Genomic DNA, 25,181 nt, shown 5'->3' on the forward strand with positions numbered 1-25,181 from the left:
ATGAAATCCTCGCTCGAAGACACGCTGCTCGCCGCGATCCGCACCATTCCGGACTACCCCAAGCCGGGCATCCTGTTTCGCGACATCACCACTTTGCTCGGCAATGCGCGCGCCTTCCGCCGCGCCATCGACGAGCTGGTGCATCCCTATGCCGGCCAGAAGATCGACAAGATCGCCGGCATCGAGGCACGCGGCTTCATCCTCGGCGGTGCGGTCGCGCACCAGCTTTCGGCCGGTTTCGTGCCGATCCGGAAGAAGGGCAAGCTGCCTTACGAGACGGTACGCGTCGCCTACAGCCTGGAATACGGGCTGGACGAGATGGAGATGCACAAGGACGGCGTTGCGCCGGGCGAGAAGGTGATCCTGGTTGACGACCTGATCGCGACCGGCGGCACGGCGGAGGCGGCGGTCAAGCTGCTAAGGCAGATCGGTGCCGATATTCTTGCCGCGTGCTTCGTCATCGACCTGCCGGATCTCGGCGGACGGGCGAAGCTCGAAGCGCTGGGCGTGCCGGTGCGGACGTTGATCGGGTTTGAGGGGCATTAGGGAGTAGTTAATAGTGAATAGTGAATAGTGAATAGTGAATAGTGAATAGTGAATAGTGAATAGTGAATAGTGAATAGTGAATGTCAGCGTTCAATGACAGGCGCTAGGCTTACTCACACACTCTGATATTGAATACTCACTACTCACCATTCACTACCCAGCCTTCACCAGCACCGCGCTGTCGAACTCCAGCACCTTGTCGCCCGTAGAATCGAATCCTTCCGAGCGCAGCGCGAGCAGCCGCCAGCCGGGGCGATTGGCGAGCGGGCGGTGGGACAGGGCCGTGCGCATGAAGGTGACGGTTTCTCCGGCATAGACCGGCTTTGGCCATTTCAGGTTCCTGAAGCCGGGGGAGGGGCCGAATTCTGGTACCGGGCCGGGTCCGGTCCATTGAGAAGCGTCCATAGGATTTTTGAGATTGAGCTTCATCCAGGTGGCCGCGGTGTGCCAGCCTGAGGCGCAGAGGCGGCCGAACACGCTTTTCTTCGCCGCCTCCTCGTCGACATGAAAGACCTGTGGATCGTATTTGCAGGCGAACGCCTTGATCGCCTCGGCTTCGAATGTGTGCGAACCGAGGTTGATGGTATCGCCGATGCGGAAGAACGCGTCGAGGCTCATGCGCCGGCCTCGCGGGTCAAGAACATGACAGTGTTCTCAAGTTCGAAGACGCTTTCACCGCGCTGGTTGAACAGTTCGCTGCGCAAGGTGACGAGGCCGAGCTGAGGCCTGGATTTCGACAGGCGCCTGGCAAGCACGCTGGTGCTGCCGGCCAGTGTGTCGCCGGCCAGCACCGGCTTCTTCCATTTGACCTGGTCGATGCCGGGCGCGCCTTGCGCGGTCGAGTCGAGCAGGAAGGCGTCGCACAGCATGCGCATGAAGATCGCGCAGGTGTGCCAGCCGGAGGCGGCCAAGCCGCCAAGGATGCTGGCCTTGCCGGCGGCTTCGTCGAGATGCATCGGCTGCGGGTCGAATTCGGTGGCGAATTCGATGATTTCGGCCGCACTCACCTGCTTGGCGCCGAGGTCGATCGATGCGCCGTCGGTGAAATCCTCGTAGGCCCAGCTTTTTGCGGTCATGATCCCAATCCGGTTGTACGATCACCGGGCATCCGGATGCCGTCCGGGCGGCGTTTGGTCAAGCGAATTCTATTGGGCCTACAACCAGCCGCGGCGGCGGAAATACCAGAACGGCAGGATCGCCGACAGGATCATCAGGCCGATGGCGAAGGGATAGCCGAGCTCCCATTTCAGCTCCGGGATGACGTCGAAATTCATGCCGTAGATCGAAGCTACCAGCGTCGGCGGCAGGAAGATGACGGCGGCGACCGAGAAGATCTTGATGATGGCGTTCTGCTCGATCGAGATCATGCCGAGCGTCGCGTCGAGCAGGAACGAGATCTTCTGCGACAGGAAGGTGGCATGGTCGGCGAGCGACAGCACGTCGCGCGATACTGTCTTGATGCGGGCGCGGACGTCCTTGCTCATCTTGATCTGGGTCGCGACGTGGGCAAGGAAGCCGGTGAGGCGCTGCAGCGAGATCAGGCTGTCGCGGATCGAGGAGGCAATGTCTTCCTTGCGGCCTATGGCCTTGAGCAGTTCCTGGAAATCGCGATTGCGCTTGTTCACCTTGGTCGACCGCGCTTCGAAGATATCGCGCGAGATCGTCTCGATGTCACGGCCGGCGCGTTCGAGAATATCGGCTAGGCGATCGACGATCGCCTCCAGCAGGCCGATCAGGATGGTGTTGCCGGTGGTGCAGCCTGTCGCCACCTTCTCGGCGCGCAGGGGAAAGGTCTTGAACGCCTTCGGCTCATGATAGCGGATGGTGACCAGTCTCGGGCCGGCAAGCACAAAGGTAACCGGTGACATCAAGGGATCATCGATTTCGGTCTGCGCCGGCAAGGTGGCGGTCATGAAGTAGGCGCCGTCCTCGATGTAGAGGCGGCTCGAAATCTCGATCTCCTCCATCTCCTCGCGCGTCGGGATGGCAACACCGAGCCAAGTCTCGATCGTCGTTTCTTCTTCCTTGGTCGGGTTGAGAAGGTCGGCCCAGACGACCTGATCGCCATTGGCCACGAGATCGTCGGCGAGGCGCAGGCGATCATTGTCGACGACGAAGGCCTTGATCATCGCCGGTCTCCGTTGGTTGAGCCCAAGGTTTCGTTTAATAGCGATGGGTCTTGCACGCGCCGCCGTTCCCACGGGGACGGCCAAGTCGCATGCAAACGGCCATAGACCCGGTGCCAAGGGCAGTCAAGCGAAGCGGCATGCCGGCTCCTCCACTTGACGCAGCCGTGATCGGTCGCCGTCAGCGCGCCAGCCGCGGCGCCTCAGGTGTTGAACTTGAACAGCAGGACATCGCCATCCTGGACGACATATTCCTTGCCTTCGTCGCGCGCCTTGCCGGCTTCCTTGGCCGCCACTTCGCCGCCCAGTGTGACGTAGTCGTTGTAGGCGATGGTCTGGGCGCGGATGAAGCCGCGCTCGAAATCGGTGTGGATGACGCCGGCCGCCTGCGGGGCCTTGTCGCCCTTGTGGATCGTCCAGGCGCGCGTCTCCTTCGGCCCGGCGGTGAAATAGGTGATGAGATGCAACAGATCGTAGCCGGCGCGGATGACCTTGTTGAGGCCAGGTTCGTCGAGGCCGAGCGAGGACAGGAACTCCATCTCTTCCTCGTCGGAGAGCTGGGCGACTTCGGCTTCGATCGCGGCCGAGATCACCACGGTGCCGGCGCCCTGCGCGGTCGCCATCCTTTCCACGGCCCTGGTGTGCTCGTTGCCGGTGGCGGCGTCGGCTTCGGCGACGTTGCACACATAGAGCACGGGGTGCGAGGTCAAGAGGTTCAGTCCCTGCAGGATGCGCAGGTCTTCCGCTGAAATGCCGTTGAGCAGGATGCGGGTCGGCTTGCCGGCCTGGAGGAGCTCGAGTGCGGCCTCCATCATCGGCAGCACGGTGGTTGCTTCCTTGTCCTTGCTGCCGGCGCGCTTGCGGATCTGCACGATGCGGCGCTCGAGGCTGTCGAGGTCGGCGAGCATCAGCTCGGTCTCGACCGTATCGGCGTCGGCGACAGGGTCGATCTTGCCCTCGACATGGGTGATGTCGTCATCCTCGAAACAGCGCAGCACATGCACGATGGAGTCGACCTCACGGATGTTGGCGAGGAACTGGTTGCCCAGCCCTTCGCCCTTGGAGGCGCCGCGCACCAGGCCGGCGATGTCGACGAAGGAGATGCGGGTCGGGATGATCTCCTTAGACTTGGCGATTGCGGCGATCTTCTGCAGCCGCGGATCAGGCACCGCCACCTCGCCGGTGTTCGGTTCGATGGTGCAGAACGGATAGTTGGCGGCCTGCGCCGCCGCCGTCCTGGTCAATGCGTTGAAAAGCGTCGACTTGCCGACGTTGGGCAAGCCAACGATGCCGCATTTGAAACCCATGTGTCCGGTCCTATCGGGAAACTAGAAATTTGATGAGGGCTATGGGCGATAGGGGTGAGCAACGTCAAGCCCCGCGGTCCCGATCCTATCGACGCTCAGTCCTTCTTGCCGAACAGTTTCTTCAGCATGGCGGCCATCGGGCCGCTTTCCGGCAGCTTGGCCGGCGCCTGCTGTGGCCGTGCCTGGCGGATGTGGCTTTGAGCTTTCGGGCCCTCAGCCTTCGGCGCCTTTGGCGGCGGACGGTCGTCGTCGCCGGTTGGCGTTAGTTTGTCGCGCAAGGCCAGCGTCACCCGGTTCATGAAAGAACTGTCGTCGCCCTTGGCCAGCAGCCCGGCATCGTCGGCGATGGTGTTGAGCAGCACGTCCAGCCATTCGCGGTCGGCCTTGGCGAAGTCGCCGAGCACATGGCCATGCACCATTTCCCGGACGCCGGGATGGCCGACGCCGATGCGCACGCGGCGAAAGTTCTTGCCGACATGCTGGTCGAGCGAGCGGATGCCGTTGTGGCCGCCGGCGCCACCGCCGACCTTGACCCGCAATTTGCCGGCCGGCAGGTCAATCTCGTCGTAGAAGACGGTCAGCGCCTCGGGGCCGAGCTTGTAGAAGCGCAGGGCTTCGCCGACCGGCTGTCCCGACAGGTTCATGAAGGTCTGCGGCTTGATCAGGAGAATCTTTTCGCCGGCAATCGTGCCTTCGGCGATCAGGCCCTGGAACTTCTTCGACCAGGGCGAAAACGAATGGCGGCGGGCAATTGCGTCCGCCGCCATGAAGCCGACATTGTGCCGGTTATCAGCGTATTTCGCGCCCGGATTGCCGAGGCCTGCAAAGACAAGCATCGTGAACTCCAGGCCCGAAAATTACTTCTCTTCGGCAGCAGGAGCCGCCGCTTCGGGGGCTGCCGCTTCCGCCGTCTCTTCCGTCTCCGGCTTCATCGCCGAGGAGCCGGCAATGGTCGCGATGGTGAAGTCGCGATCGGAGATCACCGGCTTGACGCCGGCCGGCAAGGTAACCGCCGAGATGTGGATCGAATCGCCAATGTCGGCGCCGGTGAGATCGACGGTGATGAATTCCGGGATCGCATTGGCCGGGCAGTGGAACTCGACTTCGTGACGCACGATGTTGAGCACGCCGCCGCGCTTGATGCCGGGCGACTTGTCTTCATTGATGAAGTGGACAGGCACGTCGACGTTGACCTCGGTGTCCTTGCCGATGCGCAGGAAGTCGACATGGACCGGGAAATCCTTGACGGGGTCGAGCTGGAAATCCTTGGGCAGAACCTGGATTTTCTTGCCGTCGACATCGATCGTGGCGATCGTGGTCAAAAACCCGCCGCCATGGATTTTGTAGAAGACGTCCTTATAGTTCAGCGCAATCGCCAGGGGAGGCTGTCTGTCGCCGTAGATAACTGCAGGCACTTTACCGTTGCGGCGAACTGCACGGGCGGACCCCTTACCGACCTGTTCGCGCGCTTCGGCCTTGAGCTCGTAAGTATCGTGGCTCATGGCATTTCCTTTCGCGTTTTATGGAGCGTTTGCGGTGGCAGTGTGCCTGGACCGTAAACGTCGAAAGCCGCCAGGCCTGGATGTCCGAATGCCAGAAACCGCATACGCGGAGCTTTGTTCGGGATCACAAGGGAAGGCAGCCTTCCGCCGCGTTGCCTCCAAGGGTGTCTACGCGGGTGGCGGCTCTATAGCGGAAGGCGGGCAGGCGTGCAAGCCATGGCGGGCAAGGGCGGCCGATGCCTGCGTTGGGCGCGCCGCATTGCGCTCAGGCCGGCAGGTCGGTGGGCGGATTTGATCCGTTTCCCTTGGCGCCACCGAGCGTGGACAGAGCGCTCAGCAGTTTCGTCCGGTCCTTGCCGATCATGAGCACGCCGCTGTCGGGCGCCAGCAGCGCCGAGAACGGAAGCATGGCAGCGCCGATCGAGGAGGCCTCAGGGCCGAATTGCCCCGACACGATCTCCGGCGCGACGATGCCGATTGCGCTGGCCTGGTTGAACTGGGCCTGCACCCTTGCCAGCAGTTCGAGATGGATCGGCCTGGGCAGGATCGAGTCGAGAACGATGGCCTCGATGTCGATGATGGAGGTGATGGCGATGATCGCCTCGACCAGCGCGCTCGCACAATCGTCGATCCATTCGAACAGCGGCACGCGCGCTTCGGCTGGCAACGGATCGAGTTCCCGCACACGATTGATCACCACGCCGCGCGACCTCAGGTGATTGACCAGCACATAGATCGAGGCGCGATGCAGTAGGCTCTGGTAGCGCGCAGGCTTCGCCGCCACCGAATCGAGGCTTGAGGGCGAGACGGGCAAGGGTCCGAGGGCAGCGCTGTTGCCATGCGGCCCGGTGTGGACCCTGCCGCCTTGCACCAGGCCGCCGCCGACAAAAGTGTCGATCGAGATGTGCATGAAATCGCGGAAGCGGGCGCCGGCGCCCTGGACAAGTTCGGCCAGCGCCGCCGACGTGGCGTCGTTTTCCACGAACACCGGCGTCTTCGCCGGCGTGGCAAAGCAAGTCGTCAGGTCGATCGCTTCCCAGCGGCTGCCGAGATCGTCGGGAAAGCCGAGTTCCTCGCTCCAGCCGCCGAGGAAATAGGGTGAGGCAATGCCGACGCCGACGATGCTGGCATCGCCAAGCCCATCCACCAGCTTTTCGAAGGTGGCCAGCGCCATGTTGCCGGCCTTCAGCACCAGATCAGGATCGGGGAAGCGGTATTCGTGCGACTCTCTTGCTCGGATTTCACCGGCGAAGTCGACCAGAACGGCTTCCAGCGCACGCCGGCCGATCTTGATGCCGACGCTGTAGATGCGTTCCGGTGTCAGCCGGTACAGCGTGGAGGGCGATCCGCGTTGTCCGAACCTTTTTCCCACTTGCTTTACGAAACCGGAGGATTCCAGGCCGTCGACGATCGCAGCGACCGCCGCCGGCGTCAGGCTTGCTGCGCGCGCCAGATCGGACTTGGAGGCTTCCTTGAGGCGACGGATGGCGTCGAGCACGAAACGCTCGTTGTAGTGGCGAACTTTGACAGAATTGCTGCCTTTCCCTGACAAAACCCACGTCTCCTCAAATGTCGCCGTCTTACCGCAAGAGGCCGAAACCACCTTCGGCCGAAGCATCCTGCGATGCCTGTGCGAGAGGCGACAGTGCGCGTCGGAACCATGGAAGTCAATTTTGCCGTTGCGCCTTTGCGCTATTTAATATAGCAAATTGAAAAAATAACTAGTCAGGGAGGAGACGTGCTGCACTCGGGCACACAAAGCGAAGCCGACGCTGCGGTGGTGCGGGCTGTTCCTGTTGCCCTGGTTCAGGCGACGAAGGCTTTCGACGGCACGATTGCGCTCAAGGACGCCTCCTTCGAATTGCGCTCCGGCGAGGTGCTGGCGCTGCTTGGCGAAAACGGCGCCGGCAAGAGCACCTGCGTGAAGCTTCTGGCCGGTGTGCATTCTCCCACCAGCGGTCATGTCGAGGTTGACGGCAAATCAGCCGTCTTCCATTCGCCGCATGACGCGCAGGCGGCCGGCATTGCGGTCATGCACCAGCATCCTGGCCTGTTTCCCGATCTGTCGGTGGCGGAGAACATCTATCTCGGCCACATGCCGCGCGACCGCTTTGGCGGCATCGACAATGCCGCCATGCTGGCCGGCGCCCGCAAGGTGCTGGCCACCGTCGGGCTCGATGTGCCGGCGGCAACGCGGCTGGGAACACTGCGTACCTCTGAACAACAACTGGTCGAGATCGCCCGCGCGCTGTCGCTGGATGCCCGCGTGCTGATCATGGACGAACCCACGGCCGCATTGTCGCAACGCGAGGTCGAGCGGCTGTTTTCCGTCGTTGCCGATCTCAGGCTGCACGGCGTGGCGATGATGTTCGTCGGCCACCGCATGGATGAAATCTTCCGCATCGCCGACCGCATCGCGGTGCTGCGTGACGGGCGCCTGATCGGCGTCAAGCCGAAAGCCGAGCTTGGCCGCGCTGCCGCCATCAGCATGATGGTCGGCCGCGAAGTCACCGACCTCTATCCCGAACGGCGCCATGCCTCAGGCGCGCTGGTGCTGGAGGGGAAGGGACTTTCGCGCGCCGGCGGCTTTACCGGCATCGACCTCAAGCTTCACGCAGGTGAGGTGCTCGGCCTTGGCGGTCTGGTCGGCAGCGGACGCACCGAGATTGCGCGCGTGCTGTTCGGTATCGACCGGCCCGAGGCCGGCGAAATCCTGATCGACCGCAAGCCCGTGCAGTTCGCCTCGGCGCGCGACGCCATGGATGCGCGCATCGCCTATGTGTCGGAAGATCGCATGGGCCAGAGCCTGGTGATGGATTTCTCCATCCTCGACAATGCGGTGCTACCTGTTCTCGACAAGGCCGCACAACGCGGTCTCTACGGCACCGACCGCGCCATCGGTCTGGTGGCGGACTGGCTGAAGCGCATGAAGCTGCGCTTTTCCGGCTACGGGCAGCCGGTGAAAGAGTTATCCGGCGGCAACCAGCAGAAGGTGGTGCTGGCCAAATGGCTGCGCACCGAGCCGCGCGTGCTCATCCTCGACGAGCCGACGCAAGGCATCGATGTCGGCACCAAGGCGGAAGTGCATGCAATGATCGCTGACCTTGCCGCGCAAGGCATGGCGATCGTGCTGATCTCGTCAGAGATGCCCGAGCTGATCGGCATGTGCGACCGCATTATCGTGCTGCGCGAAGGCCGCCAGACTGCTGAGTTTTCGCGCGGACAAGCCACGCAGGAAAAGGTACTGGAAGCGGCGACCAGGACCGATGAACGCGCCGGCCAGGCAGCGCAGATAGAACGCGCCGCCGAGGAGGAAAAGGCAAAAGGACCGTTCGATTTTCTGAAGCGGCGGGAATTCGGCCTGCTTGCGGCGATGCTCGCCGTCGCCATTCCGGTCACCATCATCAACCCGCGCATGGTGAGCGCGGCGAACCTCACCGCTGTGTCGATGGACGCGGCCTTGCTGATTGTCGCCGCACTGGCGCAGATGCTGGTGCTGATCACCCGCAACATCGACCTGTCGATCGCAGCTGTGATCGGCCTCTCCGCCTATATGGCGGCCAGCATGGTTCAGGCCTATCCCGGATTGGACATCGGCATCGGCCTGATCACCGCCTGCGCGGTCGGCGGCTTTGCCGGACTGCTCAACGGCCTTGTCGTTACCAGGGGAAAGATCCCGGCCATCGTCGTTACGCTGGCTTCGATGTCGATCTTCCGCGGTTTCAACTCGATCTGGGCGGCGGGCGACCAGGTCAGCGCCGACGAAGTCACGCAAGCCTGGCTCGACATGACCGGGCTGAAGATCGCAGGCGTGCCGCTGATCGTCATCATCGCTATTGTCATCCTGTGCGCCGGCTATGTGCTGCTCTATCGCACCGCAACCGGGCGCGAGCTGTTTGCCACCGGTTCCAACCCGGACGGCGCAAGGCTGATCGGCATTCCGGTCGACCGGCGCATCCTGCTGGCCTTCGGCATGGCCGGCCTGCTAGGCGGCCTGTGCGGCGCCCTGTGGGCTTCGCGCTACGCCACCATCGATGCCCGCGTCGCGCTCGGCTTCGAACTCACGGTGATCGCCTCTGCGGTGGTCGGCGGCGTCGCCATCCGCGGCGGCTCGGGCACGCTGCTCGGCATCATCCTTGGCGCGCTCACGCTCTTGGTCATCAAGAACGGGCTGACGCTGGTGCGCGTCGATCCGCTCTGGCTGCAGGGCGTCTATGGCCTGGTGATCCTGGTTGCCATCGGCATCGACACCTTCATCGTGCGGCGCGCCGAACAGGCGAGACAGGCGAGGGCGAGATGAGAAAGTTTATCCGCTCGATCGACTTCTGGGATCTGCTGCTGGCGACCGCCTGCCTCGCCGTCTTTATCTATGCGGCGGTCTTCGTGCCGAATTTCGTCTCCGGCTTCAACCTCTCGCAATTGGCCGCAAGCGCCTCGGAAAAGGCGTTGCTGATCCTGCCGATGACGCTGCTCATCATCACCCGCGAGATCGACCTGTCGATCGCCTCGGTGCTGGCGCTGACATCCGTGGTGTTTGGCCTGCTCGTCCAGGGCGGCGTGCCGACGCTGGCGGCCATTCCGCTGACGCTGGTCTTCGGCGGCCTGCTCGGCGCCTTCAATGGCTATCTGGTTTCAGGGCTGGGGCTGCAGTCGCTGGTGGTGACGCTCGGCACCATGGCGCTCTATCGGGGCATTGGCTACATCCTGCTCGGCACCGGTTCGGTCAACATATTGCCGCCGGCGGTCGTCGATTTCGGCATCAGCAATCTGCCGGGCACACAAATCCCGTGGACCATCGTGCCGTTCCTGCTGCTGGCGCCGATCTTCACGGTGGTGCTGCAGAAGACGCCGACCGGCAAGCGCATCTATGCGCTCGGCGGCAGCCCCGAAGTGGCGCGTTATTCCGGCATCGATACGCGCAAAATGGTGCTGAAGCTGTTCGTCGTTTCGGGCATGGTCGCAGCCATCGCCGGCATCGTCTATACCGCGCGCCTCTCCAACGCCCGCGCCAACAATGCGCTCGGCATGGAGCTCGATGTCATCACCATCGTGCTGCTCGGCGGCGTCAGCGTCTTCGGTGGTAAGGGGCGGCTCACGGGGGTCATGCTGGCGCTGCTGTTGATCGCCATCATCCGAAATGTGCTGGCGCTCAACCAGATCGGCGGCGACGCTCAAGGCATGATCATCGGCCTGCTTCTGATCGGCTCGCTGCTGGTCGGCAATTACTGGCGCTCCCTGGAGGAGCGGCTGTCAAGATCGCGCGTCCTGCGCGAAACCAAGGGGTGATCTCGGGCCCCTTTCTTCAAGCCCGAATTCTGACGGAGGAGACACAATGAAAGCGTTTAGAATAGCCCTGCTCGCATCCGCGGTTCTGCTTGCGCCGGCCTCGCTGGCCTACAGCCAGGAATGCGCCAAGGAACCGGTGACCGTCGGCTTCCTGCCCAAGCTCGACACCGATCCCTACTTCAAGGTGGCTTTCGGCGGCGCCGAGGAGGCTGCGAAGGAAATTGGCGGCACCGCCACCCAGGTTGCCCCGTCGCAAGCGACGGCCGAGGCACAGATCGAATTCATCAACAGCCTTGTGTCGCAGAAGGTCGGGGTCATCGCTATCGCCGGCAACGACGCCAATGCGGTTGCGCCTGCGCTGAAGCGCGCCGTTCAGCAAGGCGTCCGGGTGATCTCGTACGATTCCGACGTCGCGGCCGATGCGCGCGCGGTGTTCGTGAACCAGGTGAAGGGCGACAGTCTGGCCGAAATGATGCTGGAAAGCGCATTCAACCTCAGCGGCGGCGAAGGCGAGTTCGCCATCCTGTCGTCGACGCCGACGGCGACCAACCAGAACGCCTGGATCGACTTCATGAAGGCGAAGATGGCGGCAGAGCCGAAATACGCCAAGATGAAACTGGTGCAGGTCGCCTATGGCGAGGAGAGCGAGCAGGTCAACCAGCAGCAGGCCTTGGCGCTGGTGCAGGCGTTTCCGGATCTCAAGGTGATCATCGTGCCGGCAGGCATTGGCCTTCCGGCGGCCGCGCGCGCACTCGAGGAAGCCGGCATGATCGGCAAGGTCAAGCTGACCGGCCTTGCGCCGGCCACTTTGATTTCGAAATACATCAAGGATGGCTCTGCCCAGGATATCTGGTGGAATGTCACCGATCTCGGCTACCTGACCTATCAGGCGGCCCAGGCGCTGGCGCAGTGCAAGATCACCGGCAAGGAAGGTGAGAAGTTCACGGCGGGCAGGCTCGGCGAATACACGATCGGGGCCAGCGGCGAACTGATCCTTGGCCCGGCCAAGATCGTGACGCCGGAAAACCTGGCCGAGTTTAAGTTCTAAGCCTCCCAAGGCCCGGCGGGCGCCGGTTCAAGCCGGCGCCCGCTCGTTCAATTGTCAGTCGAAAAGCGTGAGGGCGACGATGAAACTCTTGCTGGCAGGCGAGACCTTCGCGGCGACGACCTCGGTTGCCGCCGGCGGCGATGTGCTGACGAGTGCGACGTGGGTAAACGGCGCGACGGCCTTCAATGCCGCACTTGCCGCAGAGGGCATAGCGGTGACGCAGATCGGTGGCGATCGCTGCGCGGCCGAATTTCCGTATGACCTCGACGCGCTGGCCGAATACCAGGCGGTGGTGATCTCCGATGTCGGCGCGCTGACCTTGCTGGTCACGCCGGAGGCCCGCGCCGGGCGCATCGGCGCCAACCGCCTCGACGTCCTCAAGGCCTATGTCGAAGGCGGTGGCGGGCTGATGCTGGCCGGCGGCTATATGGGGTTCCAGGGCATGTTCGGCACGGCGCGTTTCCACGACACCCCGGTCGAGGACATCCTGCCCGTGCGCTGCCTGCCATTCTCGGACGGGCTGGAAGTGCCGCAAGGCCTGCAGCCGTCGATCCTTCAGGCGTCGCATCCAATCCTTGCCGGTGTCGCGGGCCCGTTGCCGCCGATCCTCGGCATGAACAAACTCGATTTCAGGCGCGATGGCTCGTCCCAGCTGCTGGCGACCTGCCATTATCGTGGCACGGACTGGCCGCTGCTTGCTGCTCGCAGCGTTGGCCACGGCCGCACCGTCGCGTGGGCGACCGACATCGGCCCACACTGGCTGTCGCAGGACTTTTTGGGATGGCCGCTCTACGGCAAGCTGATGGGCAACGTCGTGCGCTGGCTGGCCGGCAAGGATTAAGCCTGGCGTGTTTGTAGGGCAGCTAGTCCGGCTTGCTGCTCAACGCTTCGCGCAGCGCCTGGATCCGCCGATTCAAGGCATCGAGATCAGCCATCGTCATGCCCGAGCGTTCGATCAGGGTTTCGTTGAGGCAGTTGCACTGGACGAGCAGCGCGCGGCCGGCAGGCGTCAGGTCGACCTGCACTTGGCGCTCGTCCGTCTGGCTGCGCTGGCGGGTGACGAGACCGGCCTGTTCCATGCGCTTCACCAGCGGCGTGATGGTGCTCGATTCCAAAGCGAGTCTGTGCGCAATCGAGCCGACCGACATCCCGCCGGCTTCGGCAAGTGCGTTCAGCACGAGATATTGCGGATAGGTGATGCCCATCTCGTCCAGCATGGGCTTGTAGGTGCGGTTGATTGCCATGCTGGTGGCGTAAAGCGAAAAACAGATCTGGTTGTCCAACGGGAGAGGCACGAGGCATTCCTTTGCCGACTGAGCACATCAATATGTACCACGAAAAATGATATCGCGATATATATTTTCTGTAGACAAGGATTTGGACCTGCGCTAGTCATATAGTTATCGCGATATTGATTATCGCGGAAGCAATCAATGGAGAGCGAGATGACCAAGGCCGGCAGCAGCACGATCACCACCAAGGACGGCACCGAAATTTTCTACAAGGATTGGGGAACGGGACAACCCATCGTCTTCCATCACGGCTGGCCGCTGAGCAGCGACGACTGGGACGCCCAGATGCTGTTCTTCCTGTCCAAGGGGTACCGCGTCATTGCCCATGACCGGCGCGGCCATGGCCGCTCGACCCAGACCGATACCGGCAACGAGATGGATACTTATGCCGCCGATGTCGCGGAACTTGCGGCGCATCTCGACCTCAAGGACGCTATCCATGTCGGTCATTCTACCGGTGGCGGCGAAGTGGCCCGCTATGTCGCGAAGTACGGCTCCGGCGGCCGTGTCGCCAGGGCCGCATTGCTCGGCGCGGTGCCGCCGATCATGCTGAAGACGGCGGCCAATCCCGGCGGCCTGCCGATCGAGGTTTTCGACGGTTTGCGCTCCGCCCAGGCAGCCAACCGCGCCCAGTTTTTCCACGATGTCGCGGCCGGCCCGTTCTACGGCTTCAACCGCCCCGGCGCCCAGGTGTCGCAGGCTGTCGTCGAGAATTGGTGGCGCCAGGGCATGATGGGCGGCACCAAGGCGCATTACGATTGCATCAAGGCGTTCTCGGAAACCGACTTCACCGACGATCTGAAGGCCATCGACGTGCCGGTGCTGGTGATGCATGGCGACGACGACCAGATCGTTCCGATCGCCGACTCCGCGCTGCTGGCTGTCAAGCTGCTCAAAAAGGGCGAGCTCAAGGTCTACAAGGGCTTCCCGCACGGCATGGCGACGACCCATGCCGATGTCATCAATGCCGACCTCCTGGCCTTCTTCAAGGCGTAGAACCGTTCAGTTGAATAGACATCGTCCAGTCGGATAAGCAAGGCACCCGCCGCCGGGCGGGTGCCTTTGCTTTCATCGAAATGTCAGCGAGACGGTGCCTATTTATCGAGAAAACCAGTGATCAGTTTGACGGTGTCGTCGGGGTTTTCCTCCATGATCCAGTGTCCGGAAGCGGGCACGATGCCGCCCGTGACATCGGTCGCAACAACCCGCAGGACATCGGCCTGCGTAGTGCCAGCGGATTTTTCACCGCCGACAGCCAGCACCGGCATGGTCAGTTTGCCGCCGGCGGCAAGCATCGCCTGGTTGTCGATCGCGTCCTGGTCAAACGCCTTGAACTGCTCGAAAGCGTCATGCATCGCATGCGGGCGGGCATAGAGTTTGGCGTAGTGCCTGCGCGTCGCCTCGTCGATCTTCTTGGGGTCAGCCGACAGCTCGTTGTAGAAGCGGTCGAGATAGATGCGCTCGCGCCCCGCGACCAGCCGCTCCATATCAGGGCCGCGGAAGTTGAAGTGCCAAAGCAGCGGGCTTTGCTTGATCTTTTCCCAGTCGCCTATGCCGGGCAGCGGCGCGTCGATGATAACCCATTTGGTGATGCGCTTGGGATACTGAGCGGCGAGCGCATAGCCGACCATGTTGCCGATGTCGTGGGTGACGAGATCTGCCTTGTCGATCTTCAGGGCATCCAACACGCCGGCGATGTCGACGGCCTGGTTCTTCTTGGCGTAGCCCGCTTCCGGGTGGGCCGACAGACCCATGCCGCGCAGGTCCGGCACGATGACGGTGTGGTCCTTTGCGAGGGCGATGGCCGCGGCGCCCCACATGTCTCCGGTATCGGCAAAGCCGTGCAGCAGCACGACGGCGGGACCCTTGCCGCCAACGCGCACATAGAGTTTGGTGCCGTTGGTTTCGACGGACTGCGTCTTGAAACCCGGCGGAAAGGGAACGATGCGTGCCGTCGCCGGCAAGGTAACAAGAAGCACACCCAATACGGCTAATACGATCTTGCGCATGTCATCCCCCAGAGACGTCGAAGGCCCCAAGCCTTCGTTGATGACTATCTCTAGCAGGCTTTTCAACCAGCGCATGGTGAAAGAATCACAGAGGGCGCAGCAATGCCGCGCCCTGCGTCAAATCCGCAAAATCGACCGGTTTTATCTGGCCGCCGCTTGCGCCTTCCTGGCTTCCTTCATGTTGGGCAGGAACACCGTCAGCAGGCCGAGCAGCGGCAGATACGAGCAGATCTGGAAGACGAAATCGATGCCCTTCATGTCGGCGACGACGCCGAGCACGGCGGCTGCAATGCCGCCCATGCCGAAGGCGAAGCCGAAGAAGATCCCGGCGATGGTGCCGACACGTCCCGGCACCAACTCCTGCGCAAACACGACGATGTTGGAGAAGGCCGAGGACAGGATCAGGCCGATCAGCACCGTCAGCACCATCGTCCATTCGAAATTGGCGTAGGGCAGCGCCAGCGTGAACGGCAGCACGCCGACGATCGAGAACCAGATCATCGCCTTCTGGCCGTAGCGGTCGCCGAACGGTCCGCCGAGCAGGATGCCCAGCGCCGAGGCGCCGAGGAACAGGAACAGCATGACCTGGCTCATCTGCACCGACACGCCGAACTTATGGATGGAATAAAAGGTGTAGTAGCTGGAGAGCGAGGCGATGTAGGCGTTCTTGGTCAGCACCAGCAGCGTCAGCACCGCCAGCGCTCCCATCACCTTCTTGCGCGGGAAGGGGGAGACGAAGCTTGCCGCCTTGCGATTGCCCTGCGCGGCGCGCATCCGGCTGTACCAGCCGCCGACCCGCGACAAAACGATGATGCCGGTCAGAGACCCGACGGCGAACCATGAAATGCTGGTCTGGCCGAAGGGCACAACGATGAAGGCAGCGAGCAGCGGCCCCATCGACTGGCCGAAATTGCCGCCGACCTGGAACAAAGATTGCGCCAGGCCAAAGCGGCCGCCGGAGGCAAAGCGGGCAATGCGCGAGGATTCCGGATGGAAGATCGCCGAGCCGATTCCGATCAGCGAGGCGCCGACCAGAAGCAGCGCATAGTGGCCGGCATAGGCCAGAACGATCAGGCCAATCAGCGAGGACGCCATGCCGTAGGGCAGCGAATAGGGCATTGGCCGCTTGTCGGTGATCATGCCGATGACCGGCTGCAGCAGCGACGCCGTGACCTGGAAGGTGAAGGTCAGAAGACCGATCTGCCAGAAATCGAGACCGTAATTCTCTTTCAGCAGCGGATAGATCGCCGGCAGCAGCGATTGCATGATGTCGTTGATGCCGTGGCAAAAGCTCACCGCCAGGATGACGGTGAAGGCGGTCGCCTGGGCTGAAGGGAGGCTGGCGCTTGGCTGCGGTGCAATGCTGGTGGCTGTCGTATCGGTCAAGGCAGGCTCCGAGGTCTTTTTGGCGGGTGTTTGCCCGCGGGCAGGCTTGGCGGCCGCTCCCGCGGACCGCCTTAAGGACGCTCGTCTGAAGCGCTTGGGCGACGCCCCTGCGGAGCGCCTTGGGGATGGCTGCCTTATAAGCCGCTTGCGAGGCGACTTCTTTCGTGGTTTGGTCCAATAGTTTCGCAAGTGGGCCATAGCCGATGCCACATGGCAGGGACATCTTCCGCGCCGGCAATGCCGATCTCGGCCGATTGCACGAAAGCCGCTGGCAGTGGCTGGAGGAGGTTTCCGGGCCGGCGGTGGCTTTGCCGACCGAATATCCCGACGGTTACCTCGTGCCGCAACACCGCCACAGCCGCAGCCAGCTGCTGCATGCGCTGGTCGGTGTCGTGCTGGTGACGACCAGGTACGGGCGCTGGATGGTGCCGCCCGACCACGCAATGTGGATACCGGCCGGCACCGAGCATTCTGTCGAAATGCTGGGCGATGTCTCGATGCGCTCGGTCTATGTCATGCCGGGCGCTATCCCCGGCCTGCCGGAAGGTTTGCGCGTCGTCGGCATCACCGAGCTGATGCACAGCCTGATCGTCGAATCGGAAAAGCTGCCGCAAGGCGGCGAACTGGAAGGCCGCGGCGGGCTGATCATGAACCTGTTGCTGCACGAGATCCCGACCTTGCCGGAACGGCCGCTCGGGCTGCCGTTCCCGTCCGACCCGAAGCTGGCGGCGCTCTGCCGACGCTTTGTCGCGGCACCTTCGCCGCACGCCACGATCGACGAGTGGGCGGATGCCGCAGGCATGAGCCGCCGTTCGTTCACCCGCGCCTTCCAGCGCCAGACCGGATTGTCCTTGTCGACTTGGCGCCAGCAGGCCTGCCTGTTTGCGGCCCTGCCCAGGCTCGCCGATGGCGAGCCGATCACCAGGGTGGCGCTCGACCTCGGTTATGACAGCGTGCCGGCATTCATAACCATGTTCAAGCGCATGCTCGGCGCCTCGCCGCGCGGCTATATGCGCGGCGCCCGCGACGAAGGCATGCGGCGGGCTCAGCCTCGACTTGAGGCCCCGGCGCCGTAGCGCCAGGAAAAGCCCGCAGTACTTTGCCGTAGGCCCTAGTCCAGCTGAACGCCGCTGGCCTTGACGATCGGTTCCCATTTGGCGAGTTCGGCCTTCACATGCACTCCAAGCTCTTCCGGGGTGGAGGCCACGATCGAGGCGCTGAACTGGGCCATGCGGGCGATCACATCAGGGTCTTTCAGGGCTTCAACTGCCGCCTTCTGAAGAACGGCGACGACCTCCGGCGGCGTGCCTGCGGGCGCGAACAGAGCGTTCCAGCTGTAGGTTTCATAGCCGGGAATGGTTTCGGCAATGGCCGGTATGTCGGGGAAGGAGGGAACGCGCTCCTTGGTGGTGACGCCAAGCGCTCTCAGCGTCCCGCTCTTGATATGGCCCGATGAAGAGGGGAGGTTGTCGAACATCATCGGCACCTGATTGCCGATAACGTCGTTCAAGGCCGGTCCGGCGCCCTTGTAGGGAATGTGCTGCATACTGACGCCGGCCATCGTCTTGAAAAGCTCGCCGGAGAGATGCAGCGGGGTGCCATTGCCTGATGAGGCGTAGGCATATTTGTCCGGGTCCTTCTTCAGCATCTCGATCAGTTCCTTGACGTCCTTGGCGGGGAATTCAGGGTTTACGACCAGGACGTTTGGCACCAGCACGAGCAACGATATCGGCGCAAAATCCTTCTCCGCGTCGTAGGGCTTTGTCTTCAGGATCAGCGGGTTGAGCGCGTGGGTTGCGACCGTGCCCATCAGGATCGTGTAGCCGTCCGGTTCGGCTCGGGCGACCTGGGCAGCGCCGATGCTGCCCCCGGCGCCGCCGACATTTTCGACGACAATCTGCTGGCCCAGCTTTTCGGACATCTTGTTGGCGACCAGGCGCGCGACCAGATCCGTCGAGCCACCGGCGGAAAAGGGGACAACCATGGTGATGGTCCGGTCCGGAAAATCGGCGGCCCAGGCCGCCGGTGCTGAAAGGGTGGCTGCGATGGAAACCGCGAGCCCGAGCAAAGTCCTACGCCGCATCTGCTACTCCTCCGTTGATTGGAGGGGCAGTATGGCCATGGTGAACTCCTCGCACAATGCAACCATGGACTGACTGCCCGCCTCAGGAGATCGGGCTTGACACCGATGCTTCGGTTGGCGTGCGCGAGAACGCCTCACCCCTCAGTTCAATCAGCCTTGGTCCAGCTGAAAACAAGCCATTTGTATCGTGACGTCTCTTCAGGCTCGGCCGTGTAGGTCATCTGCATGTCGCCGCCCTCGGCGTAGATGTCGAGCCTGGGCGCCGTGTCCAGTTCGAGCCACAGGGAATCGTTCTTGAACGACCATGTCCCGCACCAGACGCAAGGCCCCGATGCCGGGTCACCCGGTTGGTGAAAATTGTAGCGGCCGTCCGCCGTGATCTCCAGATAGTCGAAGGCGCCATAAAAGGCGGTCACAGTCTGCTGAAATTCGGTCGCAGACGCTTCCTGGTCGGGCTTCGCCGGCTCTTTCAGATCACGCGGTGGCCGGATTGCGGACCCTGCGATGCTCCATTTGCCGATGAAATCCTTTTCGGTGGGAAGATATTCCGTTTGCGCCTGCGCGGTCGAAACCGGAGCGATTGTCGGCGCATAGGCCGCGCTGGCGATGCCGATTGCGAGAAGCATTCCTGCGATGCCTGCAGCCTTGATTCGATTGCGCATCAGCTGGCTGCTTTCACGACGGTTTGGGGCAGATTCCAAAAAGGAGATTACCCCCGAGCCAGGCCCGTGGGCACGCTTTTGGGCAACATGGATTAATCGAACAGGCTCGACACGGACTCTTCGGTCGCCGTGCGCGAAATCGCCTCGCCCATCAGGTCGGCGATGGAGATGACGCGGATATTCGGGGCGTCGAGCACGCCTTGCGTCGGCTGGATGGAATCGGTGATCACCAGTTCCTGCAGCTTCGAGCCGCTGATCCGGGCGACCGCACCGCCCGACAGCACGCCGTGGGTGATATAGGCGGTGACGCTGGTAGCGCCGTTGGCGAGCAGCGCATCGGCGGCGTTGCACAGCGTGCCGCCGGAATCGACGATGTCGTCGATCAGCAGGCAATCCTTGCCGGCGACCGCGCCGATGATGTTCATCACTTCGGATTCACCGGGACGTTCGCGGCGCTTGTCGACGATGGCCAGTTGTGCGTCGAAGCGTTTGGCGAGCGCGCGGGCGCGCACCACGCCGCCAATATCGGGCGAGACGACGACGACATTGGCAAGCTGTTTGTATTTTGCCTTCACGTCGCGGGCCATCACCGGCACCGAGAACAGATTGTCGGTCGGAATGTCGAAAAAACCCTGGATCTGGCCGGCATGGAGGTCGAGCGTCAAGACGCGGTCGACGCCAGCGCGGGTGATCATGTTGGCGACCAGCTTGGCCGAGATCGGTGTGCGGCCCGAGGCCCGGCGATCCTGCCTGGCGTAACCGAAATAGGGGATGACCGCGGTGATGCGCTTGGCCGAGGAGCGCATGAAGGCATCGATCATGATGAGCAGTTCCATCAGATGATCGTTGGTCGGGAACGAGGTCGACTGCAGGATGAAGACATCCTCGCCGCGCACGTTTTCCTGGATTTCGACGAAGATTTCCTGATCGGCGAAGCGTCTGACGCTGGCCTTGCCCAGCGGGACATTGAGATAGCGGGCGACCGCTTCGGCCAGCACCCGGTTGGAATTGCCCGCGAAAAGCTTCATGCACCGTTCCTGGCGAAGGATGGGGAGGTCCTCTTAATCGGGCTTGTAGCGAGCCGTGCCGGTATTGCAAGCCTCGTTGACGGGAATCCGCCGGCTAATCTCAAAAACGTCAACAGTGAACGGAAGCCGGTAACAGGCGGATCAGCCGGCGCTGCCGCCGAGCCAGGCCGCGAACTGGTCGATCGTCTGGTCGGCGATCGCCTGCATGGTAGCGGGTGCAACCGCGGGCCAGCCTTCGGCGGCATTGACCGAGGGCGCCTTCTGCTGGCCATTGATGCGGTGTAGCCGGTTGCCAGCGGGGTCATAGACGTCCCAGACATAGATAACGGTGGTATCCTTGCCTTCCGTCATGGTCGAGAAGTAGCCCTTCAGCACATGGGTGGCGGCCTGGTCGGCGCTGCCGGCAAGGGTGATGCCGCGCTGCTTGGCGCGTGTCTGCAGTTCGGCCGTCAGCGGCGTTGCCGCTTCCACGGAGGCGCCGACGATCGGCGCGATCTGCAGCCGGGTCTTCGACAAAGCGGCGGCGCTCTGCGCGGGGTTGGCGGGTGTCGTGGCGCCGACGACCGGCGCTGGTGTGGCGGCGGGCGCGATGCCCGGGGCAGCCAAGGGCTGAGCCGGTTGGGCCGAGGCTGCCGGCGGCGTGATGGCGGACGGCTCAAGGACGTCCTTGGCATTGGTGCAAGCGGCCAGCACAAGCGCTGCGAGCAATGACACGGTCGTCACATGCGATCGTCTCATCTGCCCGAAAACTCCTTAGTCGCGAACGCCCCCGCGTGGACCAACCATTATGGATTCACTGTACGATCAAGTCGAGATCATGGCGTGAAAGCGGCTTCGGCTGGGATTCGGTGGTCAGGTAGGTGCGGCCAAGCGTCATCGCCGTCTCGGTTTCGGAGTCCATGATGATCATGTGCGCGAACAATGTCATGTTGGGCGCGATCGGCTCGGGATTGCCCTGGTAGAACATCGGCATATCCATCCAGGACGGGGTGAAGCGGGCGCCGACGGAATAGCCGCAGGCGTTCAACCGATGCTTGGTCAGGCTGTGCGCCTCCAGCGTGCGGGCATGCGCGTCGAAGACGTCGCCGAAGGTGTTGCCGGGCGTCATCGCCTTCTCGACCGCCAGAAGAGCCGCGCGGGCGGCGTCGAACAGCTCCTGATGGCGCTTCGACGCCTTGCCGGTCAGCACGGTGCGCATCATCGGCGCGTGATAGTGATGGAACACGCCGGCCCATTCGAGCGTCAGCTGATCGTTCTTGGTCAGCTTGCGGCGCCCGGCCTTGTAGCGGCAGAGCAGCGCGTCGATGCCCGAGCCGATGATGAATTCATTGGCCGGATAGTCGCCGCCGCCGGCAAACACCGCGCCCTGCATGGCGGCAAGGATCAGCGCTTCGTCGCCGCCCTGCTTGATCAGCGGCAGGGCCGCGTCGAGCGCGTCGTCGGAAAGGTTGGCGGCCTTTTCGGCCTTGGCGATTTCAGCCGGGCTCTTGAACAGGCGCAGACGGCCGACAATACCGGAGGCGTCGGCGATCTGGCCGAAGGTCTGCAGCTGCTCGTCGACGCGGCGGCCATTGAAGGCGGTCAGGCCATGGGTGTCGTATTCGACGCCGATGCGGGCGCCGAGGAGATTGAGGTCGTTGAGCAGGTTGCGCAGGTCGACCGCCGGGTTGGCGCCGTCGCGGTCGGTCCACAGCACGATGTTGTCGATGATCGATGTGTGGCGCGCCTGGCGCAAATCGGCCGAGCGGGTGAGCAGCACCATCGAGCCGTCAGCCTTCACAACCAGGCACTGGAAGAAACAGAAGCCGAACGTGTCGTAGCCGGTTAGCCAGTACATGCTCTCCTGGGCGAAAAGCAGTACAGCATCGAGCTTCTTTTCCGTCATCTCGATCATCAACCGGTCACGCCGGGCGTCAAATTCCGACCGTTCGAAATGCAGCGCCATTATCCGTTCTCCAAAACAATTGCCGAAACCTGCCGACCGTAGTCCGGTTCCTTGCGATGCGTCGCGCGCCGGTAGGAAAAGAAGAGATCCTCCTCGGCATAGGTGCAGCGGCCAAGCCCCTGCGCGGTCACGCCAGCCTTCTTCAGCCGGTCGACCGTATAGAGGTTGAGATCGAACATTGCATGCGCCGGATTGGCCGAAGGCGCGAAATAGCCGATGTTTTCGGCATCGGCTTCGACGAAACGGGCGACGAATTCCGGCCCGACCTCGTAATTGTCGGGGCCGATCGAAGGACCGAGAACCGCAATGATGCGCTCACGGCGGGCGCCGAGGCTTTCCATCGCGGCAATGGTGTTTTCAAGCACACCGGTGAAAGCGCCCTTCCAGCCGGCGTGTGCAGCGCCAATGATGCGCGCTTGCGCATCGGCGAACAGCACCGGGCCGCAATCGGCCGTCGAGGCGCCGATGGCGATGCCCGGCCGGTCGGTGACGATGGCGTCGGCCTTGGGCCGCGGGCCGGGAAAGGGTTCCCTGGCAATAACGACATCGGGCGAGTGGACCTGATGCGCGGTCAGGAGATGGCTGGCCGGCACACCCATCCAGGCAGCGACGCGGCGGCGGTTCTCGGCGACCAGCATCTGATCGTCATCCGACCCGGTGCCGATGTTAAGTCCCTGATAGATGCCGCCGGAGACGCCGCCGATACGGGTGAAATAGCCATGGCGGATACCTCGCGGCTTGGCCGCTTCCAGCAGCGGCGAGCGAACAGGATCCGGTTTGGTCTGATTCAGCATGGATGGGTTTGTTGTCCGCGCCGGCGTTTTCGTCAAGGCGAAGTTCGGCCGAGTGATTGCGACAGTGCTGCTGCGTCGACTTTGCATTGGCCAAAAGCAGGCATGCGACCACAAGCGACATGGCGGGACGGCTTGTAACGATCTCTGAGGGTCAGACTGGCTGATGCGGCAGGATTTTCAGGATTTTGAACAGCGTGCCCATGCCGTCGGGTCCGGCCAGGCGCTCGACGGCATCGGCAATGGTTTGTCGTGCCTCTTGGCTTGCCTGGCTGCCCAACTGGCCAGCTCGCTCAAGCAATCCCATGCCAAGCAGAAAGTCGCCCTGCGTCGCCAATTCCACATCGAGGCCATGCGCCCGCACGACGGCGGCCAGTGCCGCGAACTCGACATGGGCGGTGAGATCGGCTTCGCCGGGATTGGCCAGCACATCTTCTGGGGCGTGCCTGCGCACGGCCTGCAATGTGTCGCCGAAACCGGGCTGGAGATGGCCGTAATCAGGGAACAGCCCGGCGCCGCCGTGGTCGGCTATGCGTTCGGCAATGGTCGCCATCAGTGCCGCGCGGGCCGGTGCTATTTCGAAAATAGAGCCTTGTGGCGCCTCGGCGGCGTCTTCCGGCAGCAGCATCGCCTCGACCGAGCCGGCGCCGGCGAAGAAGCTCAACTCGTCTGAGACATCGAGGCCGATCACCCGTTCGCGCCAGCCGGCGCCGGCGCGGATGAACTGGCGGATCGGCACAGCGTCGAACAATTCGTTGCCGACAATCAGCAACGGCGCCTGCGGTAGTGTGGCGATGGTTTCGTGCCAGCCGAGCTCAACCGAAGTTTCGGCAAGCGTCTGCTTCTGGATTTCGGTCAGCCGCGGACTGGTCTCGACCAGAGCGAAGGAGGCTCCGGCGGCGATAGCCGGATCGAGCCGCGTCAGGGTGCGAAGCATGTCCTTCATCAGCGTGCCGCGGCCAGGCCCGATCTCCGCGATGGTGACCGGCAGGGGTCGGCCGATCGCCAGCCAGGCCTGATAGAGCCAGACGGCGACGAGTTCGCCGAACATCTGGCTGATCTCGGGTGCGGTGACGAAGTCGCCGGCGGCGCCGAACGGCTCGCGCGTGGTGTAGTAGCCGTCGCTGGGATCGAACAGGCAGAGCGCCATGTACTCGTTGACGGGGAGGGGGCCGAGCGCGCCGATCAGGTCGACGATGCGGGTCTTCAGCCGTGTCATGCCGGCTGTGGTTGCGGCGCCGGTTTGGCTGTGGCCATCGCCCAGATGCCGGCCAGCACCATCGGCAGCGACAGCACCATGCCCATGGTGAGCCAGCCGCCGAGGAGGTAGCCGAGCTGCTGGTCGGGCTCGCGGAAGAACTCGACGAAGATGCGTGACAGGCCGTAGCCGCAAATGAAGGCGCCGCCGACAAAGCGCGGCGTCTTCAGCTTCAGCCGCGAATGGGTGAGGAAGCGCAGGACCAGGAACAGCACCGCGCCCTCGAGCAGCGCTTCGTAGAGCTGGCTCGGATGGCGAGGCTCCAGGCCCGCGACACAACCCGCCACGGTCTGCTGGAGACGCTCGTTGCAGAAGACGACGCCCCACGACACGTCGGTCACGCGACCCCAGAGTTCGGCATTGACGAAGTTCGCGATGCGGACGAGGCCGAGCCCGACCGGCACGCCGGCTGCCACCACGTCGAACAGCGTCCAGGTGCGGATGCCGCGCTTGAGGGAAAACAGCGTCATGGCGAGGATGACGCCAAGCAGGCCGCCATGGAACGACATGCCGCCCTGCCAGACGGCGAAGATGTCGAGCGGGTGGTCGATATAGCGCTTTAAATCGTAGAAAAGCACATAGCCGGTGCGTCCGCCGAGCACGACGCCGACGGCGGCCCAGACGATGAAATCGTCGAGGTCGATCGGCTTCATCGGCAAGACGCCATCAGGCCACAGCCTTGTGTTGGTGACGAGCCGCTTGGCGTACCACCAGGCGAACAGGATGCCGACGATATAGCCGATGCCGTACCAGTGCACAGCCAGCGGGCCGATCTGAACCAGGATCGGGTCGATGTTGGGGAAGGACAGCGACGCCATCGGCAGCGGGAAATAGTCGTTCAACAGGATCTCCTGGGAGGGCTCGCGTTAGGGCGCGGACCATGCGGCAGGGTTTTGGCGGGGTCAAGGCAAG

At 63.1% G+C, this 25,181-nt stretch carries 25 protein-coding genes; 7 read left to right on the forward strand and 18 right to left on the reverse strand.

The genetic code is table 11. The features are described 5' to 3' along the window. Positions 1 to 546, forward strand: a complete 546-nt coding sequence (locus X751_RS155625) for an adenine phosphoribosyltransferase (RefSeq protein WP_013529989.1) — start codon at positions 1 to 3, stop codon at positions 544 to 546. 153 nt (positions 547 to 699) lie between these two features. Here the strand turns inward: X751_RS155625 and X751_RS155620 are convergent, their stop codons facing one another. The 7 genes from X751_RS155620 to X751_RS155590 form a co-directional block, all read right to left on the reverse strand. Continuing rightward, positions 700 to 1,164: a MaoC family dehydratase gene (locus X751_RS155620; RefSeq protein WP_023744290.1), complete on the reverse strand. Its 465-nt coding sequence runs from the start codon at positions 1,162 to 1,164 to the stop codon at positions 700 to 702. Continuing rightward, positions 1,161 to 1,622, reverse strand: coding sequence for a MaoC family dehydratase (locus X751_RS155615; RefSeq protein ID WP_023744291.1), 462 nt, complete (start codon positions 1,620 to 1,622; stop codon positions 1,161 to 1,163). Before X751_RS155615 ends, X751_RS155620 begins: the two co-directional genes overlap by 4 nt. Positions 1,623 to 1,700: 78 nt before the next feature. Continuing rightward, on the reverse strand, positions 1,701 to 2,675 hold the full coding sequence (gene corA, locus X751_RS155610; RefSeq protein WP_023701569.1) for a magnesium/cobalt transporter CorA: 975 nt from the start codon (positions 2,673 to 2,675) through the stop codon (positions 1,701 to 1,703). Between the two features lie 200 nt (positions 2,676 to 2,875). Then, a complete protein-coding gene (gene ychF, locus X751_RS155605) occupies positions 2,876 to 3,979 on the reverse strand; it encodes a redox-regulated ATPase YchF (RefSeq protein ID WP_023744292.1) in 1,104 nt (367 codons plus the stop codon). A 95-nt stretch (positions 3,980 to 4,074) separates the two neighbouring features. Beyond that, entirely contained in the window at positions 4,075 to 4,815 is a 741-nt protein-coding gene (gene pth, locus X751_RS155600; protein ID WP_023744293.1) for an aminoacyl-tRNA hydrolase, read from the reverse strand. 21 nt (positions 4,816 to 4,836) lie between these two features. Next, the gene (locus X751_RS155595; protein WP_023686131.1) at positions 4,837 to 5,481 is read right to left on the reverse strand and encodes a 50S ribosomal protein L25/general stress protein Ctc; all 645 of its coding nucleotides are present in this window, start codon (positions 5,479 to 5,481) and stop codon (positions 4,837 to 4,839) included. A gap of 265 nt (positions 5,482 to 5,746) precedes the next feature. Then, complete coding sequence (locus X751_RS155590; protein WP_023744294.1) at positions 5,747 to 7,033, reverse strand: ROK family transcriptional regulator; 1,287 nt, start codon at positions 7,031 to 7,033, stop codon at positions 5,747 to 5,749. A gap of 186 nt (positions 7,034 to 7,219) precedes the next feature. On the opposite strand from X751_RS155590, the gene X751_RS1000000165395 reads away from it, so the two are divergent. The 4 genes from X751_RS1000000165395 (at position 7,220) to X751_RS155575 (ending at position 12,656) form a co-directional block, all read left to right on the forward strand. Next, positions 7,220 to 9,781, forward strand: a complete 2,562-nt coding sequence (locus X751_RS1000000165395) for an ATP-binding cassette domain-containing protein (protein ID WP_023744295.1) — start codon at positions 7,220 to 7,222, stop codon at positions 9,779 to 9,781. Further along, the gene (locus X751_RS155585; protein ID WP_023744296.1) at positions 9,778 to 10,767 is read left to right on the forward strand and encodes an ABC transporter permease; all 990 of its coding nucleotides are present in this window, start codon (positions 9,778 to 9,780) and stop codon (positions 10,765 to 10,767) included. Before X751_RS1000000165395 ends, X751_RS155585 begins: the two co-directional genes overlap by 4 nt. 46 nt (positions 10,768 to 10,813) lie before the next feature. Next, entirely contained in the window at positions 10,814 to 11,815 is a 1,002-nt protein-coding gene (locus tag X751_RS155580) for a rhamnose ABC transporter substrate-binding protein (protein ID WP_031203833.1), read from the forward strand. Between the two features lie 79 nt (positions 11,816 to 11,894). Beyond that, positions 11,895 to 12,656, forward strand: a complete 762-nt coding sequence (locus X751_RS155575) for a glutamine amidotransferase (RefSeq protein WP_023744297.1) — start codon at positions 11,895 to 11,897, stop codon at positions 12,654 to 12,656. A gap of 22 nt (positions 12,657 to 12,678) precedes the next feature. On the opposite strand, the gene X751_RS155570 is transcribed toward X751_RS155575, so the two are convergent. Beyond that, positions 12,679 to 13,110: a MarR family transcriptional regulator gene (locus tag X751_RS155570; protein ID WP_023744298.1), complete on the reverse strand. Its 432-nt coding sequence runs from the start codon at positions 13,108 to 13,110 to the stop codon at positions 12,679 to 12,681. Positions 13,111 to 13,248: 138 nt separating this feature from the next. Here X751_RS155570 and X751_RS155565 point away from each other — a divergent pair, with 138 nt between their 5' ends. Then, entirely contained in the window at positions 13,249 to 14,103 is an 855-nt protein-coding gene (locus tag X751_RS155565) for an alpha/beta hydrolase (RefSeq protein WP_023744299.1), read from the forward strand. Between the two features lie 98 nt (positions 14,104 to 14,201). On the opposite strand, the gene X751_RS155560 is transcribed toward X751_RS155565, so the two are convergent. Further along, positions 14,202 to 15,116: an alpha/beta hydrolase gene (locus X751_RS155560; RefSeq protein ID WP_023744300.1), complete on the reverse strand. Its 915-nt coding sequence runs from the start codon at positions 15,114 to 15,116 to the stop codon at positions 14,202 to 14,204. 141 nt (positions 15,117 to 15,257) lie between these two features. Further along, positions 15,258 to 16,502, reverse strand: a complete 1,245-nt coding sequence (locus tag X751_RS155555; RefSeq protein WP_023744301.1) for an MFS transporter — start codon at positions 16,500 to 16,502, stop codon at positions 15,258 to 15,260. A 203-nt stretch (positions 16,503 to 16,705) separates the two neighbouring features. Between X751_RS155555 and X751_RS155550 the strand changes: the two genes are divergently transcribed. Beyond that, a complete protein-coding gene (locus X751_RS155550; RefSeq protein WP_023733350.1) occupies positions 16,706 to 17,578 on the forward strand; it encodes a helix-turn-helix transcriptional regulator in 873 nt (290 codons plus the stop codon). A 35-nt stretch (positions 17,579 to 17,613) separates the two neighbouring features. Here X751_RS155550 and X751_RS155545 read toward each other — a convergent pair whose 3' ends face one another. The 8 genes from X751_RS155545 to lgt all read right to left on the reverse strand — a co-directional run bounded on the left by X751_RS155545 (position 17,614) and on the right by lgt (position 25,111). Continuing rightward, on the reverse strand, positions 17,614 to 18,585 hold the full coding sequence (locus X751_RS155545; RefSeq protein WP_023683714.1) for a tripartite tricarboxylate transporter substrate binding protein: 972 nt from the start codon (positions 18,583 to 18,585) through the stop codon (positions 17,614 to 17,616). 146 nt (positions 18,586 to 18,731) lie between these two features. Beyond that, positions 18,732 to 19,247 (reverse strand): hypothetical protein, encoded by a 516-nt coding sequence (locus tag X751_RS155540; RefSeq protein ID WP_023686120.1) that lies wholly within the window; start codon positions 19,245 to 19,247, stop codon positions 18,732 to 18,734. Between the two features lie 92 nt (positions 19,248 to 19,339). Next, the gene (locus X751_RS155535; protein WP_023686119.1) at positions 19,340 to 20,275 is read right to left on the reverse strand and encodes a ribose-phosphate pyrophosphokinase; all 936 of its coding nucleotides are present in this window, start codon (positions 20,273 to 20,275) and stop codon (positions 19,340 to 19,342) included. Positions 20,276 to 20,416: 141 nt separating this feature from the next. Then, entirely contained in the window at positions 20,417 to 21,013 is a 597-nt protein-coding gene (locus X751_RS155530) for a hypothetical protein (RefSeq protein WP_023713943.1), read from the reverse strand. A 55-nt stretch (positions 21,014 to 21,068) separates the two neighbouring features. After that, positions 21,069 to 22,220 carry a Xaa-Pro peptidase family protein gene (locus tag X751_RS155525; protein ID WP_023683716.1) on the reverse strand — a complete coding sequence of 384 codons (1,152 nt, stop codon included), beginning with the start codon at positions 22,218 to 22,220 and terminating at the stop codon, positions 21,069 to 21,071. Further along, positions 22,220 to 23,014, reverse strand: a complete 795-nt coding sequence (gene pgeF, locus X751_RS155520; protein WP_023695793.1) for a peptidoglycan editing factor PgeF — start codon at positions 23,012 to 23,014, stop codon at positions 22,220 to 22,222. The genes X751_RS155525 and pgeF overlap by 1 nt, the downstream gene beginning before the upstream one ends. A gap of 151 nt (positions 23,015 to 23,165) precedes the next feature. Further along, the gene (locus X751_RS0132920; RefSeq protein ID WP_031246998.1) at positions 23,166 to 24,230 is read right to left on the reverse strand and encodes a class I SAM-dependent methyltransferase; all 1,065 of its coding nucleotides are present in this window, start codon (positions 24,228 to 24,230) and stop codon (positions 23,166 to 23,168) included. Continuing rightward, positions 24,227 to 25,111: a prolipoprotein diacylglyceryl transferase gene (lgt, locus tag X751_RS155515; protein WP_023672032.1), complete on the reverse strand. Its 885-nt coding sequence runs from the start codon at positions 25,109 to 25,111 to the stop codon at positions 24,227 to 24,229. The genes X751_RS0132920 and lgt overlap by 4 nt, the downstream gene beginning before the upstream one ends. Positions 25,112 to 25,181: the final 70 nt, after the last annotated feature.

The organism is Mesorhizobium sp. LNJC394B00 (assembly GCF_000502555.1).
In the GTDB taxonomy this organism is placed as follows: domain Bacteria; phylum Pseudomonadota; class Alphaproteobacteria; order Rhizobiales; family Rhizobiaceae; genus Mesorhizobium.

Bases quoted from the DNA above. Each gene is read 5' to 3' on its own strand.
- X751_RS155625 (WP_013529989.1), top strand. From the start codon at position 1: ATGAAATCCTCGCTCGAAGACACGCTGCTCGCCGCGATCCGCACCATT.
- X751_RS155620 (WP_023744290.1), bottom strand. From the start codon at position 1,164: ATGAGCCTCGACGCGTTCTTCCGCATCGGCGATACCATCAACCTCGGT.
- X751_RS155615 (WP_023744291.1), bottom strand. From the start codon at position 1,622: ATGACCGCAAAAAGCTGGGCCTACGAGGATTTCACCGACGGCGCATCG.
- corA (WP_023701569.1), bottom strand. From the start codon at position 2,675: ATGATCAAGGCCTTCGTCGTCGACAATGATCGCCTGCGCCTCGCCGAC.
- ychF (WP_023744292.1), bottom strand. From the start codon at position 3,979: ATGGGTTTCAAATGCGGCATCGTTGGCTTGCCCAACGTCGGCAAGTCG.
- pth (WP_023744293.1), bottom strand. From the start codon at position 4,815: ATGCTTGTCTTTGCAGGCCTCGGCAATCCGGGCGCGAAATACGCTGAT.
- X751_RS155595 (WP_023686131.1), bottom strand. From the start codon at position 5,481: ATGAGCCACGATACTTACGAGCTCAAGGCCGAAGCGCGCGAACAGGTC.
- X751_RS155585 (WP_023744296.1), top strand. From the start codon at position 9,778: ATGAGAAAGTTTATCCGCTCGATCGACTTCTGGGATCTGCTGCTGGCG.
- X751_RS155580 (WP_031203833.1), top strand. From the start codon at position 10,814: ATGAAAGCGTTTAGAATAGCCCTGCTCGCATCCGCGGTTCTGCTTGCG.
- X751_RS155575 (WP_023744297.1), top strand. From the start codon at position 11,895: ATGAAACTCTTGCTGGCAGGCGAGACCTTCGCGGCGACGACCTCGGTT.
- X751_RS155565 (WP_023744299.1), top strand. From the start codon at position 13,249: ATGGAGAGCGAGATGACCAAGGCCGGCAGCAGCACGATCACCACCAAG.
- X751_RS155560 (WP_023744300.1), bottom strand. From the start codon at position 15,116: ATGCGCAAGATCGTATTAGCCGTATTGGGTGTGCTTCTTGTTACCTTG.
- X751_RS155550 (WP_023733350.1), top strand. From the start codon at position 16,706: ATGCCACATGGCAGGGACATCTTCCGCGCCGGCAATGCCGATCTCGGC.
- X751_RS155545 (WP_023683714.1), bottom strand. From the start codon at position 18,585: ATGCGGCGTAGGACTTTGCTCGGGCTCGCGGTTTCCATCGCAGCCACC.
- X751_RS155540 (WP_023686120.1), bottom strand. From the start codon at position 19,247: ATGCGCAATCGAATCAAGGCTGCAGGCATCGCAGGAATGCTTCTCGCA.
- X751_RS155535 (WP_023686119.1), bottom strand. From the start codon at position 20,275: ATGAAGCTTTTCGCGGGCAATTCCAACCGGGTGCTGGCCGAAGCGGTC.
- X751_RS155530 (WP_023713943.1), bottom strand. From the start codon at position 21,013: ATGAGACGATCGCATGTGACGACCGTGTCATTGCTCGCAGCGCTTGTG.
- X751_RS155525 (WP_023683716.1), bottom strand. From the start codon at position 22,220: ATGGCGCTGCATTTCGAACGGTCGGAATTTGACGCCCGGCGTGACCGG.
- pgeF (WP_023695793.1), bottom strand. From the start codon at position 23,014: ATGCTGAATCAGACCAAACCGGATCCTGTTCGCTCGCCGCTGCTGGAA.
- X751_RS0132920 (WP_031246998.1), bottom strand. From the start codon at position 24,230: ATGACACGGCTGAAGACCCGCATCGTCGACCTGATCGGCGCGCTCGGC.